Below are 12,956 nucleotides of genomic sequence, written 5' to 3'. Positions count from 1 at the left end.
TTTTGGTCACAATTTATCGAGGGTCGCGCTCGAGGCCATTATCCTGCTGACGTCGCTTCAGGTTGGCTATGTGTTCGGGCTGCTCCTTCCGCTCATTCCCGCTATTTTGGGAGCAGCGCTTAAAGCCCCTTTCGGAGGCGTCCCCGCGCCATCGCTTTCCTTTCACGCTGCCTGGCTGCAGCGCCGGCGAACGGGGACTCCTCCGCGCTCGGCCAGACTCGGCGACCTTCCGCCGGATGCGGCGCGGGCGCATGAGAGGGGGCGGCCGGCCGCCTAGAGCAGAATGCGATTCCGCCTAGAGCATATATATTCTTGTCGATCAGATCGGTTCGATCTGATCGACAAGAATATGCTCAAGCTTTTGAATCTGGAGCGATTTCTGATCGATCGAATGACTCCATTCGATCGGAAAGCGTTCTGCGCTAGGCTGCAGGGGGTCCATTCGGGCCTTGCGCCACTGGCGCCTGATTGCGTCTGAAAGTGAAATAAGCCGGCTTGCGCCCCTCACGCAGCGCCTTTGCCTCATATCGCGTTCCGGGCCACCCGCGCCACGGATCTTGCCAGTCGCTGGCGCTTTCGGGCGCCCAGATGAAATGTGGGGAGCGCAGGAGACGCGCAAGCGTCCAGCCGGCGTTGTCATCGATGTCCGTAGCGAAGCGAAGTTCGGCTCCGGGCCGCATGATGCGGGCGAGACGGCTCAGCATGGCGTCGGACAAGAAGCGCCGCTTGCGCTGGCGCCTTTTCGGCCAAGGGTCGGGATAGAGCAGATAGACGCCTTGAAGAGCCGCGTCGGGCAGCGCTTCGATGATCGCGCGCGCGTCGCCCTCGTAAAGGCGGACATTGCGCAATTTCTCCGCCTCGATCGACGCGAGGGCTTTGGCGACGCCGTTTCGAAAGGGCTCGCAGCCGATGTAGCCGACATGCGGATGCGCTTTCGCCAGCGCGGCAAGATGCTCTCCGCCGCCAAAGCCGATTTCGAGCCAAAGCTCGCAGACGCCCTGCGGAAACAGCGCCGCAGGCGCAATTGGCCGCGACGCGTCGAGCGCAACTCCGGGCAGCGCAGTTTGCATCAGTCCGTCGTGGCGCGCAGTCAGCCGCTTGCCTCTGCGGCGGCCAAACAGCGTCGCTTGCGGCCGGACCAGCGCCTCACCTTCGCTGCGAGCATCCGCCCGCGCGGCGCGCTGCTGGGCCAGTGACGCATCGCCGGATCGCTGCTCCGCCGGAACGCGCGCTATTTCCGCGGCAGAGGGGGCGCTATCAGGCAAGATAGGCTTTGATCTTGTCCCCAAGGTCGGTTTTCTCCCAGGAGAAGCCGCCTTCCTCGTCGGGCGCCCGGCCGAAATGGCCGTAAGCCGAAGTTCGCGCATAGATCGGCCGATTGAGCTGCAGGTGTTCGCGAATGCCGCGCGGCGACAGGCGCATGCTCTGGCCGAGGATCGCCTCCAGCTTCTCTTCGGCGACTTGGCCGGTGCCGTGCGTGTCGACATAGATCGAAAGCGGTTCGGCGACGCCGATGGCGTAGGAGAGCTGGATGGTGCAGCGGTCGGCCAGACCGGCCGCCACAACATTTTTGGCAAGGTAGCGGGCGGCGTAGGCGGCGGAGCGATCGACCTTCGTCGGGTCTTTGCCCGAAAAAGCGCCGCCGCCGTGCGGAGCCGCTCCGCCATAGGTGTCGACGATAATTTTGCGCCCGGTTAAACCGCAGTCGCCGTCGGGGCCGCCGATGACGAATTTTCCGGTCGGATTGACGTGCCAGACAGTATCCTGGCCGATCCAGCCCTCCGGCAAAGTGGCGCGAATATAAGGTTCGACGATGGCGCGCACATCCTGAGAACTCAGATTTTCATCAAGATGTTGAGTGGAGAGAACGATCTGGGTGACGCCGACGGGCTTGCCTTTGACGTAGCGCACCGTCACCTGGCTTTTGGCGTCCGGGCCGAGCTTGGCGGCGTCGCCTTTGCCGGACTTGCGCTCGCGCGCCAGAACTTCAAGAATTTTGTGGGAATAATAGATCGGCGCCGGCATCAGCTCCGGCGTTTCGCGGCAGGCATAGCCGAACATGATGCCCTGATCGCCGGCGCCTTCGTCCTTGTTGCCGCCGGCGTCTACGCCCTGGGCGATGTCGGCCGATTGGGCGTGCAGCAGTATCTCGACATTGGCGGTGCGCCAATGAAAGCCAGCCTGTTCGTAACCGATGCTCTTGATTGCGCCGCGGGCAGCCGCCTCGATCGCCGCCGGCTCAACCGCCGGGCCGCGCACCTCCCCGGCGATGATGACGCGGTTGGTTGTCGCCAAGGTCTCGCAGGCGACGCGGATCTGATAAGGATCGACGCCGGCGCGCGCGCCCTCCCGGAAAAAAAGATCGACAATCTCGTCTGAAATGCGGTCACAAACCTTGTCGGGGTGTCCCTCCGCGACAGATTCGCTCGTAAAAAGAAAATTCTCGCGAGCCACAGCGGCCTCCGTTAAACATTTTGGGAGGCCCGCAGCCGATAGCGAAGGGCCCATGAAATGAGCCCCAAAAATTTCAATATCCCGTTCGTTTTGTCAAGCGAATTGGGCTGTCCTGTTCGTTAGACCGAACGCGCGCTAGTCGCGCAGGCCTCCGTCCCTCGGGGTCGGGGGCGCCAGATCGGCGCTCGCCTCGTCGCCGGCGAGGGCGGAGACAAGATCGATGATTCGCTTGCGCACCTTGGGGTCGTGAATGCGAGAGAAGGCCATGTTGAGATGCAATCCTTCCGCAGTCGAGAGGAAGTCTGCGACATAACTTGGATTTGCGTCCTCGGCGACGCCAAGCCTTTGTTCAGGAGCGGGGGGGCTCTCGAAAGAAGGCGCGCCTTCGAAGAAGAACGCCGGCGGCACGTCGAGCGTGCGCGAAATCTGCTGCAACCGGCTCGCGCCGATGCGATTCGCGCCTTTCTCGTATTTCTGAACTTGCTGAAAAGTCAGACCCAGAGCTTCGCCCAATTTTTCCTGGCTCATGCCAAGAATGACACGCCTCATGCGCACGCGGCTGCCAACATGACGGTCGATCGGGTTGGGAACTTTCTTGACCTTATCCATGGAGATATTTTGATCGCTCATAGCCCTACCGTGCTTTTATAGTAGAACGTTTCTTGTAAGGTTCGATACTGGGGTTTCATGCGTTCATATCGATACAGCTTCCTCGGGCGACAGCTGTCGGGCTGGTGACCTTTTGATAAAGGATGAAAATAATTACATGACACTTAATCCGCTATTGTCAAACACGCTTTCGCGAAAACACCGCGACGGCAATGGCGAGAACGGCAATCCAGCATAAAAACGGCGTTAAAAATGGGTGACGGGCGAAAACCGGCGCGGGAATCGCCGCCGGCAAGGAGCCTTTGAGAAGGCCTTCGACGCCCAGAGGCAATTGCTCCTTGACGCGCCCATAGGGATCGACAATGGCCGATACGCCCGTGTTGGCGGCCCGGATGAGCGGCAATCCCTCTTCGATGGCGCGCAGCCGAGCCTGGGCGAAATGCTGGTAAGGGCCGGCCGTCAAACCGAACCAGCCGTCATTCGTCACATTCAGCAAAAGCCCGGGCCGCGGCGCTCCTGGTTCTTGCGGCAAAACTTCTCCGGGGAAAATCGCCTCATAGCAGATCAGCGGCGCGACCGGCGGCAATCCCGGCACATTCAGCGTCTTGCGTCCGGGGCCGGGCTCGAATCCGCCCGGAATGTGGACGAAATGGTGCAGACCGATATGGGTCAGCAGCGATTCGAAGGGCAGATATTCGCCAAAAGGCACAAGATGGGCCTTATCGTAGGAGTCGATCAGGACGCCGCCGCTTCCGATGACCTGAATGGTGTTGAAAAAGACCGGGTTGGCCAGTTTCGAGATCGGAAGGCCAAGGCCCGCGGCGATGGTTCTTGGATCTTCCTGAGCCCTCGCGGCGCCAGTGACGAGAATGGAGCCAAGCGGCAGCGCCGCCCCGATTTCGGCCATCGCCTCCGGGTCGCGCGACAGAATGAACGGAAAGGCGGACTCCGGCCAGATCACCACCGTCACGTCGAGCGAATCGGCGTCGGCTGCGAGCGCTGACAGTTTGAGGTAATGATCTAAGATCTCGTCGCGGTATTGGGGCCGAAATTTATCATCCTCCGCGAGATTCGGCTGCATGATCCTGAGTGCGACGCCGGCGACGGAGTTCTGCGGCGCCTGCGCCAGACGCCACGCGCCGAAACCGAATATGGCGGCGAGGGCGACCAGGGCCGCCCCCGTCGGCGCGAGAGGCCGCCGGGAAAAAGGCTGCGCCGCGAGGGTCGCCGGCGCGGAAAAAAGGACGATCGTAACGATGGTGAGCCCATAAAGGCCGATGACCGACGCGAGCTGTGCGCCAGCAAGGTTGCCGCCGAGCGCCATGCCGAAGCCGTTCCAGGGAAAGCCCGTAAAAAGGCGCCCGCGCAGCCATTCGGTAAAGGTCAACGCCGCGGCGAATGCGAAAATTCGGCTCGGCCCTTGCGTCCATATGAGGCGCGCGAGCATGAAGCCCAAAGCCGGATAAATCGCCATGGCGGCGGGAAGTCCGATGACGCCAAGCGGCATCGCGAAGACGTATTGATCGTTGTCGGCGAGAAACGCCGCCCCGAGCCACCAAAGGCCGGCGAGGAAATAGCCAAATCCCCACCACCAGCCCGCCCAGAAGGCTCGTCGCGCCGCGAGCGGCAGCTTGCGCCAGACCCGCCATTCGCGCCCGGATGAGGTGGCGAGGGGGATGACGGGTTTCTTTTCGGGCAAAGCGGTCGAGCCGTCGATCAGCCAGACCGCGACCGTCATCGGGACCGCCATCGCCGCGAAAAAGTTGAAGGGCGCCATGGCGAGTGCGCCGACCGCGCCGCAGGAGAGCGCGATCAGACGGCGGCGCCATCCTGCAGCCTTTGTGATCGATGCGGCGAGGGCGAACATGTTAAAGATCCCGAACGGGAGCTTTAAGCGAAGGCGCCGCCGGTTCGCATGACGAAGGCGTGACGAAACAAAGGGCGGGGCGGATGTTCTTGTGCCGCGAAATCAAGGAGCTCTCCGGCCTGATGATGAGCGCCGGGACGGCCGGCCGCTAAGGCCCCGCTGCCGGCGGTCTATCCCGTTTGACGAAAGGAGGATGTAAATCCGATTCTTGTCTTTAACGCGGAGACGGCCCCTTTCGCGTTGCGGCCGCCATCGCCAGGTAAGCCGCCATCGCCCTGTAAAATGCCGGAGATTTGCTCCGACGGCGCGTCATTCTTCTGTGAACTGAAACGCCTCCTTTTTTAGCTGCCCGGTCAAGGCGCCGCCGGGGAAGAATCGCCTGCTGTTGAACCGCCCTGCGGCTCCAGGCTCTTGGCGGCGGCTCTTTTCGGGCCAAGGTGAATCCTGACCCGTTTCACGCGGCGCGGATCAGCGTCCAGAATTTCGAATTCGAGGCCGCCTTCGACGATGATTTCGCCGCGCACCGGCACATGGCCAGCCAGCGTCGTGATAAGCCCGCCGATCGTGTCGACCTCCTCGGCGTCGCTGATCGCAGTGAGATCTGCGTCGATCGCCAAAGAGACGTCTTCAAGGCTCGCGCGCGCATCGACGATGAAGCTGCCGTCGGGGGCGGCGTCGATCTTCGGGCTTTCGTCAAGGTCGTGCTCGTCCTCGATGTCGCCGACGATCATTTCGACGATGTCTTCGATCGTGGCGAGCCCGTCGGTCCCGCCATATTCATCGATCACCAGCGCCATATGCGTGCGCGTCGCCTGCATTTTGACGAGCAGATCGAGCGCCGGCATGGAAGGCGGCACAAACAGCACCGGACGCAGAACGTTGGCCTCCGCCAATGGAATGTCGAAATCCGCGAATGTCTTGAGTTTGAAGCTGTCGGCGGCCTCCGTCTCAGACACGCTTGCCGGCGTCTGACGATCGCCCTCATCCTCGACCGGCTCCGGAATGCCGGCGGCGAAATAGGCGACGAGATCGCGGATATGGATCATGCCGCGGGGATCGTCGAGCGTCTCGCCATGCACGGGCAAGCGCGAGTGGCCGGCCGTGCGGAAGACTGCGAGCACCTCGATAAGGCTGCTGTCGAGCGAGACCGCAACAATGTCGGCGCGCGGAACCATGACGTCCTCGACCTGAACTTCATGCAGGGCGAGGACATTCCTCAGCATGGTGCGCTCTTGCGGCGACACATCGACCTCGATCGATGAATCGGCAAGCGCATCCTGGATATCGTCGCGGATCGAGGCGCCGCCGAGGCCGAATATGGCGCGCAGGCGATCAAACAGGTTCGGCTTGGCGGGCGCCCTCTCCGTTCCGGCTTCGCCCGCTGCCGGACTTTCGCGTTCGCTCATCGTCGTCATCGTTACGGTTTGGCCCGAACCAAAGGCTCCTGATAAGGATCCTCGATCCCGAGCCGGGCGAGCACAGAGCGCTCGAGAGCCTCCATCGCCTCGGCGTCGGCGTCGGCGATGTGATCATAGCCGATCAAATGCAAAAAGCCGTGCGCGAGAAGATGCGCGACGTGGTCGCGCAACGGCTTTGCGGCTTCTTCGGCTTCTCTGGCGGCGGTTTCGAAGGCGATCACGATATCGCCCAGAACGGGGCTCGAAGCGATCGCGCCGCCGCTCGGAAAGGAGAGCACATTGGTCGGCTTGTCGATGGATCGCCATTTGCGATTGAGATCGGCAATGAAAGCGTCGTCACAAAGGACGATGCTGATTTCCGCGCCCTCGGCCAGCCTGACGCCGCTCTGGCTGATCGTCTGGCCGATCACCGTCTCGGCAAGGCCCGCGGGATCTTCGAATCCATCCCACGCCTCGGCCTCGATCGCAATGTCGATGAGGGGTTTCATCGTCGGGCTTTCTCGTCCAGGGCCACCGCCTGATGGGCGTATTCATATGCGCCGACGATGCGGCGCACCAGATCGTGACGAACGACGTCGCCTTCCTTGAAGATGACATGGCCGACGCCTTCAAGACCGGACAGCAGCTTGATGGCTTCGCTAAGGCCCGATCTCTGGCCGGCCGGTAGGTCCGTCTGCGTCGGATCGCCGGTGACGATCATGCGCGAGCCCTCGCCTAACCGGGTCAGGAACATTTTCATCTGCACCGACGTGGCGTTCTGCGCCTCGTCGAGCAGAATGCAGGCGTTGCTGAGGGTTCGTCCGCGCATGAAGGCGAGCGGCGCGACCTCGATCATGCCGGTTTGCATGCCGCGCTCGAGCATGCGCGGGTCCATGAAGTCGGCGAGAGCATCGAAGATCGGGCGCAGATAAGGATCCACCTTGTCCCGCATGTCGCCCGGCAGGAAGCCAAGGCGCTCGCCCGCCTCGACGGCGGGGCGCGACAGAATCAGACGCTCGACCGCGCCCTGCTCAAGCAGAAGCACGGCGTAGCCGACGGCGAGCCAGGTTTTGCCGGTGCCGGCCGGTCCTTCGGCGAACACCAGTTCATGACGTTTCAGCATGCGCAGATAAATGTCCTGGGCGGCGTTGCGGGCGCGCACAGGGCCGCGGCGGCGCGTTCCGATCTGCTCGAAAGCAATGCGCCCCGCATCCGTCTCTTTGGGAAAAAGCGAGCCCTGCAGCGCGCCTTCCTGGATCGCGCCGTCGACGTCCCCGAGGGTCACGGGCTGGCCGGTCTTGACGCGTCCGTAAAGGTTCTCCAGCACGAGGCGGGCGTGCTCGCAGGCGTCCGGCGTTCCCTTGATGGTGACGAGATTGCCATTGGCGTTGGCGATGACGCCGAGCCTTCGCTCCAGCTTGGCGAGATTTTGGTCGTAATGGCCAAAAACCAGCGAGGCGTAGCGATTGTCGTCAAAGGCGAGGTTGATCTCGACGGCTTCGAGGTCGCTCGGCGGACGCTTGATCTCCGGCCGAGGCAGCGCGGGGGAACGATCGGATGGTTTCAAACGGACCCTCGCACACTCTCTTGGATCGCGGCGGGCGGCCGCGATCCTGGCTCGGACGCCAGCCGCCCGAACAAGGAATTGGAGCCTGTCGCGACGATTTCGACCGTGACGATGGCGCCGATGAGATTTTCAGCCCCGTCCAGCTGGACCGGCTGCAGATAGCTTGTCTTGCCGGCGATCTGGCCGGGATGGCGGCCGCGCTTCTCGATCAAGACGTCGAGCTTGCGCCCGACCATGCTCCGATTAAAGGCTTGCCGCTGGCTTTCGAGGAGCGCCTGCAGCCGCGCGAGGCGCTCGACTTTGACGCCTTCCTCGATCTGATCGGAGCGGTCGGCGCCGGGGGTGCCAGGTCGCGGCGAATATTTGAATGAGAACGCGCTGGCGAAGCTGACGGTCTCGATGAGGCGCAGCGTCGCCGCGAAATCCGCATCCGTTTCGCCGGGAAATCCAACGATGAAATCGGATGAGAGCGCGATATCGGGCCGCGCCTCTCTGATCCTCTCGCAGAGCGAAATGTAATCGGCGCTTGTATGTTTGCGGTTCATCGCGGCGAGCACCGCGTCGGAGCCAGATTGCACCGGCAGATGCAGGAAGGGCATCAGCTTCGGCTCGCTGCGATGCGCTTCGATCAGTCCGGCGTCCATGTCGTTCGGGTGGCTCGTCGTGTAGCGAATGCGCGCGATGCCTGGCAGGCCGGCGATGTCCCGGCAGAGCTGCGCGAGCGAGGCCGCGCCTTGGCGCGCCTCGCCGTGGTAGGCGTTGACGTTCTGGCCGAGCAGCGTCACCTCGCGCACGCCGGCGGCGGCCAGCGCCGCCACCTCGTTCACGACGGCCTCGAGCGGGCGCGAATTCTCGGCGCCGCGCGTATAAGGCACGACGCAGAAGGTGCAGAATTTGTCGCAGCCTTCCTGCACCGTCACAAAAGCGCTGACGCCGCGCTTGCGGGTTTGCTGCGGCTCGGGAGCTGCGAGGAAATCAAACTTGTCCTCGGCCGGAAAATCGGTGTCGACGACCCGCTTTTCGGTCTCGGCGCGGCGCAGCAGTTCCGGCAGCCGATGATAGCTTTGCGGCCCGACGACGACGTCGACGGCGCTCTGGCGGCGATAGATTTCGGCGCCCTCGGCCTGCGCGACGCATCCCGCGACGACGATCCTGGTGGCGAGCCCCGCGCCGGCGCGCTCCAGTTTCAGCGCGCGCAGCCGGCCCAGTTCGGAAAAGATCTTTTCAGCGGCGCGTTCGCGAATATGGCAGGTATTGAGGATCACGAGATCGGCGTCTTCGACCTCCGCCGTCTCGGCATAGCCCTGGCGGCTCAGCAGATCGGTCATGCGCTGGGCGTCATAGACGTTCATCTGGCAGCCGAAAGACTGCACGAAGAGCTTTCGCCCGTGCGCGGGGAGCGCCGTCTCATCGGGATGTTCGCCGCTTGCGCGCGCCTCCCCCGACTCCAACTTCAAATCATCCAACTGAGACATCATCCCCGCGATCTTCGAGGCCGCAGCCTCGCATGCGTATTCTAAAGGCTAATGACGCTCGAAGAAATAGGCATCCTTACCTCCTTCAAACGCCGGGTCGAACCCTACGCTTCAACCGTTCTGCTAAAACCCGGTCTTGTCAGACTTGCCCACCCAAGTCCAGCCGCATCACGAGGGCGCTCGCCGGGCTCTCGCCCTGTTTGCGATAGTAGGCCTTGCGCTCGCCGATCTGGCGAAAGCCCGCCGCATCATAAAGCGCGCGCGCGGCGGCGTTCTGGGTGTCGACTTCGAGAAAGAGCCGCCTGACGCCAAGTTTGGTGAGGCTGGCGATATGCGTTGCGAGTAGCGTGCGGCCAACGCCGTAACGCCGCCACGCCGGGGCGACGGCTATGGTCAAGATCTCGGCTTCATCCAAGGCTGCGCGCGACAGGATGAATGCTGCGAGGGCGCGATCATCCGCCTCGATGGCGCCATTCGCGACGATCTCCTGCCCCAGCAGCAATTGTTCAAAGTCGGCTTCGGCCCAAGGATAGGCGAAACTGCCGGCGTGGATCAATGCGCACTCCGCGCTGCGCTCGGCGCCGATTGGACGATAGGCCGGCGCCGACCCTTTGACGAACAGGCTGAACATGGGTCAAAGGCCCAATTTATCGAGGCTCATGGGGCGTCAGTCGGCAAAAATACGCTCCCCGCCTGGGGCTTCGCGTCGGCGGCTTTGAGATAGAGCGGCCGCGCGGGCGCAAGAGCCGGATCGGCGAAAAGCCCAAGTCTCGCAACAAAAGCAATGTCGGGAACGAGATTTTCAGCGATAAGTTCGACATTCAGACCAAGTTTTTCCGCCTCGGCCGCGAGAAGCGGCGCGCCGGAGCCGGCAAGCCGGACATCGCCGGGGCCGAGCGAATGGGCCGCCTCCAGAGCCGACGCGATACGGGGCGCCAGCAAAGCTCGCCCGTCCGGACCGAAAGCGGCGAAGAAAATATTGCCGTGACGGGCGTCGATCGCGACCGCGACGACGCCAGGCTTCTGCGCCACGATCAAGGGCGCCGCGAGAGCTGCGAGCGTCGAAACGCCGACAACGGGGATTTCGCAGGCGATGCCGATGGCGCGGGCGGCGGCGATCCCGATGCGCAATCCCGTAAACGAGCCGGGACCGACGGTGACTGCGACGCGGCCGAGGGCTTCGAAGCCGCCATCGACTCTCGCCATCACCCGGTCGATCAGCGGCAGCAGCGCTTCGGCATGGCCGCGCTCCATCGCGATGCTTTCGATCGCTTCGACGCCGCCCTCATCGTCCAGCACGCAGGCCGAAACCGCCGGAAGCGCGGTGTCGATCGCAAGGATTTTCAAGGGCGAACTCCGCCGGTCGCTTGCTTCGGCGCATCGTCGTCAGACGAAGCGGGATCTGCTTGGCGCAAGGCGGCTTGAAACGGCGATTTCGCTTCAGATCTGTTCGACGGCGCGTACATCCGGCACATAATGTTTGAGCAAGTTCTGAATTCCATGCTTGAGGGTCGCAGTAGAGGAGGGGCAGCCCGAACACGAACCCTTCATGGCGAGATAGACGGTTCCGTCGCGAAAACCGCGAAATTTGATGTCGCCGCCGTCATTGGCGACGGCGGGCCGCACATGGGTTTCGATGAGTTGTTTGATCGTCGCGACGGTCTCGGAGTCGTCCGCCGCAAAAAATTCGTCCTCGCCTTGCAGTCCGTCGCCATGCTGCGCCGCCGCCTCCGCGTTGAGCAGCGGGGCGCCCGAGACGAAGTGCTCCATGATGGCGCCGAGAACGGTCGGCTTCAGTTCCTGCCAGTCGGCGCCTGAATTGGTGACCGAGATGAAGTCGGACCCGAAAAAGACGCCGGAGACGCCGTCGAGCGCGAACAGCGCTTCCGCGAGCGGCGATTGCTGCGCGCCGGCGGCTTCGCGGATATCGAGCGTGCCGGCGCCCATGACGGTGCGGCCCGGCAGGAATTTCAATGTCGAAGGATTCGGCGTCGTTTCAGTCTGGATGAACATGGCTCTCTCCCAAACGTCCGGTTCAAGGCCGGAGCTGGATGCGGCGAATGAAGGCGACGGCGCGCTGCTGCGGCCGCCGTCTCACAAATAAATAAGCGTTCCGGATCAATATGGCGAGCGTGATATTTCGTCGAGCCCAAGCTTGCTGCGCGGCTTGCCTGCGGCGTCCTTTTGATGAGGATCCGCCGAGGGCGCAAGCGGCGTGGGCCGCGCCCGGCCGTTCCGTGTGACTTTCAGGGCATTTCGGCGCAGCAAGGGGCGGCTTCGTCGAAAATTCTTTGATCGCGGCTGAAGGGCTCAGCGCGCGATCGTTCCCACGGCATCGCCGTCGCGCAGACGAAGATGGCCGGTCATCGCGCGCGCGCCATCGCTCGCATTGTCGTCCGCGTTGACGCGCATTGCGCCTCCATTGGCAGAGCCCGCGTCCGGCGACACGCCGCTTCGGCCGAAGCCGACGCGCAAATGGCCGCCGACCCATACGCAGCTTTCGCCGTTTTCGCTCGCGGTGAATCCCGGGCCATAGGCGGCGTCGCATTTGACCTGCGGGGAGGGTAAATCATTCGCCCGCGCGCCCGCGCCAAGGGCCAGGAGACCGGTGCCGACGCTTGAAAGAAACCAGACGGCCTTGGCGCGTAAGATCATGAAGAATCCCGAATCTTCGCTTCCCGACGAATCGCCATTGGAGTGACTTTATAATGGGGCGATTTAATGGTCGATTAACGAAAGCTGCGCCAATCTCCAAGACCGGCCTGGATCAGCGCCAGCGCCGCGACAGCCGCCGTATCGGCGCGCAGGATTCGGGGGCCGAGCGAAAGGCGTAGCGCCTGCGGCATGGCAAGGAGTAATTGCCGCTCGTCCTCATCGAAGCCGCCTTCCGGGCCGATCAGAACGGCGAGCGGCCGAGGCCCGGCGCCGGGGACGGCGCGCAGCGCGTCGATGGGGTCCTGCACTGGCGCGTCTTCATCGCAGAAGATCAGCAGGCGCTCCGGGCTCCAGCCTTCGAGCAAAGCGCCGAGCCGGGCCGGCGGAAAAATCTCGGCGATCGACAGGATGCCGCATTGTTCCGCGGCCTCGATCGCGTTCGCGCGCATGCGCTCGACATTGATTCGCTCGGCCTGCGTGCGCCGGGTAAGGACGGGGCGAAGCTGTCCCGCCCCCATTTCGACCGCTTTTTGCACCATATAGTCGAGCCGGGCATGTTTCAGCGGGGCGAACAGATAGTGCAGATCGAAGGGCGGATGCTGGGCGCGCGTCTGTTCATGCGCAATAAGCGCCGGCGATTTGCGGTTCGCCGCGTCGAGGCGGGCGCGCCATTCACCGTCGCGTCCATTGAAGACAAGAATTTCGGCGCCATCGTTCAGCCGCAGGACATTGCGCAGATAGTTCGCCTGTGCGGGATCGAGAGTGACGCGCGCCTTCGGCGTCAGCGGCGCGTCGACGTAAAGGCGATGGGAGGTGAAATCAATGCGGGGCATTTCGTGCTCGACAAACGCAGGACGGGCGGCGCGCTTGCTTGATCGGGCGCGTTTTTGCTATGGAAACCGCTTAACGAACGGCAAACGCCGTTGAAAGGC

Annotated in this window: 13 protein-coding genes; all 13 read right to left on the bottom strand. The window is 63.1% G+C overall.

The features are described 5' to 3' along the window. Positions 1–422 precede the first annotated feature (422 nt). The 13 genes from trmB to SIN04_RS12685 all read right to left on the bottom strand — a co-directional run bounded on the left by trmB (position 423) and on the right by SIN04_RS12685 (position 12,857). Entirely contained in the window at positions 423–1,142 is a 720-nt protein-coding gene (trmB, locus tag SIN04_RS12745; RefSeq protein WP_341264468.1) for a tRNA (guanine(46)-N(7))-methyltransferase TrmB, read from the bottom strand. A gap of 115 nt (positions 1,143–1,257) precedes the next feature. Continuing rightward, positions 1,258–2,454, bottom strand: a complete 1,197-nt coding sequence (gene metK / locus SIN04_RS12740; RefSeq protein ID WP_134489717.1) for a methionine adenosyltransferase — start codon at positions 2,452–2,454, stop codon at positions 1,258–1,260. Between the two features lie 135 nt (positions 2,455–2,589). Next, entirely contained in the window at positions 2,590–3,084 is a 495-nt protein-coding gene (locus tag SIN04_RS12735; protein WP_134489714.1) for a helix-turn-helix domain-containing protein, read from the bottom strand. 157 nt (positions 3,085–3,241) lie between these two features. After that, positions 3,242–4,930: an apolipoprotein N-acyltransferase gene (lnt, locus tag SIN04_RS12730; RefSeq protein ID WP_134489712.1), complete on the bottom strand. Its 1,689-nt coding sequence runs from the start codon at positions 4,928–4,930 to the stop codon at positions 3,242–3,244. Between the two features lie 353 nt (positions 4,931–5,283). After that, positions 5,284–6,345 (bottom strand): hemolysin family protein, encoded by a 1,062-nt coding sequence (locus SIN04_RS12725; protein ID WP_134489710.1) that lies wholly within the window; start codon positions 6,343–6,345, stop codon positions 5,284–5,286. A gap of 2 nt (positions 6,346–6,347) precedes the next feature. Continuing rightward, on the bottom strand, positions 6,348–6,836 hold the full coding sequence (ybeY, locus tag SIN04_RS12720) for an rRNA maturation RNase YbeY (protein ID WP_134489708.1): 489 nt from the start codon (positions 6,834–6,836) through the stop codon (positions 6,348–6,350). Next, the gene (locus SIN04_RS12715; protein WP_244605975.1) at positions 6,833–7,867 is read right to left on the bottom strand and encodes a PhoH family protein; all 1,035 of its coding nucleotides are present in this window, start codon (positions 7,865–7,867) and stop codon (positions 6,833–6,835) included. The genes ybeY and SIN04_RS12715 overlap by 4 nt, the downstream gene beginning before the upstream one ends. 23 nt (positions 7,868–7,890) lie before the next feature. Continuing rightward, positions 7,891–9,246 (bottom strand): tRNA (N6-isopentenyl adenosine(37)-C2)-methylthiotransferase MiaB, encoded by a 1,356-nt coding sequence (miaB, locus tag SIN04_RS12710; RefSeq protein ID WP_244605974.1) that lies wholly within the window; start codon positions 9,244–9,246, stop codon positions 7,891–7,893. Positions 9,247–9,508: 262 nt separating this feature from the next. Further along, positions 9,509–10,000: a ribosomal protein S18-alanine N-acetyltransferase gene (gene rimI / locus SIN04_RS12705; protein WP_134489702.1), complete on the bottom strand. Its 492-nt coding sequence runs from the start codon at positions 9,998–10,000 to the stop codon at positions 9,509–9,511. Between the two features lie 26 nt (positions 10,001–10,026). Next, positions 10,027–10,716 (bottom strand): tRNA (adenosine(37)-N6)-threonylcarbamoyltransferase complex dimerization subunit type 1 TsaB, encoded by a 690-nt coding sequence (tsaB, locus tag SIN04_RS12700; protein WP_134489700.1) that lies wholly within the window; start codon positions 10,714–10,716, stop codon positions 10,027–10,029. A gap of 93 nt (positions 10,717–10,809) precedes the next feature. Continuing rightward, positions 10,810–11,382 (bottom strand): NifU family protein, encoded by a 573-nt coding sequence (locus tag SIN04_RS12695; RefSeq protein WP_134489698.1) that lies wholly within the window; start codon positions 11,380–11,382, stop codon positions 10,810–10,812. A gap of 297 nt (positions 11,383–11,679) precedes the next feature. Next, on the bottom strand, positions 11,680–12,024 hold the full coding sequence (locus SIN04_RS12690) for a hypothetical protein (protein ID WP_134489695.1): 345 nt from the start codon (positions 12,022–12,024) through the stop codon (positions 11,680–11,682). Positions 12,025–12,098: 74 nt separating this feature from the next. Beyond that, positions 12,099–12,857, bottom strand: coding sequence for a 16S rRNA (uracil(1498)-N(3))-methyltransferase (locus SIN04_RS12685; protein WP_134489693.1), 759 nt, complete (start codon positions 12,855–12,857; stop codon positions 12,099–12,101). Positions 12,858–12,956: the final 99 nt, after the last annotated feature.

The sequence above is a fragment of the Methylocella tundrae genome, from assembly GCF_038024855.1.
GTDB lineage: Bacteria > Pseudomonadota > Alphaproteobacteria > Rhizobiales > Beijerinckiaceae > Methylocapsa > Methylocapsa tundrae.
Note: the sequence above shows the minus strand (reverse complement) of the source record. Positions and strands in the feature narration are given on the sequence as shown.

Bases quoted from the DNA above. Each gene is read 5' to 3' on its own strand.
- SIN04_RS12690 (WP_134489695.1), bottom strand. From the start codon at position 12,024: ATGATCTTACGCGCCAAGGCCGTCTGGTTTCTTTCAAGCGTCGGCACC.
- SIN04_RS12725 (WP_134489710.1), bottom strand. From the start codon at position 6,345: ATGACGACGATGAGCGAACGCGAAAGTCCGGCAGCGGGCGAAGCCGGA.
- SIN04_RS12685 (WP_134489693.1), bottom strand. From the start codon at position 12,857: ATGCCCCGCATTGATTTCACCTCCCATCGCCTTTACGTCGACGCGCCG.
- SIN04_RS12735 (WP_134489714.1), bottom strand. From the start codon at position 3,084: ATGAGCGATCAAAATATCTCCATGGATAAGGTCAAGAAAGTTCCCAAC.
- rimI (WP_134489702.1), bottom strand. From the start codon at position 10,000: ATGTTCAGCCTGTTCGTCAAAGGGTCGGCGCCGGCCTATCGTCCAATC.
- SIN04_RS12695 (WP_134489698.1), bottom strand. From the start codon at position 11,382: ATGTTCATCCAGACTGAAACGACGCCGAATCCTTCGACATTGAAATTC.
- lnt (WP_134489712.1), bottom strand. From the start codon at position 4,930: ATGTTCGCCCTCGCCGCATCGATCACAAAGGCTGCAGGATGGCGCCGC.
- ybeY (WP_134489708.1), bottom strand. From the start codon at position 6,836: ATGAAACCCCTCATCGACATTGCGATCGAGGCCGAGGCGTGGGATGGA.
- miaB (WP_244605974.1), bottom strand. From the start codon at position 9,246: ATGAACGTCTATGACGCCCAGCGCATGACCGATCTGCTGAGCCGCCAG.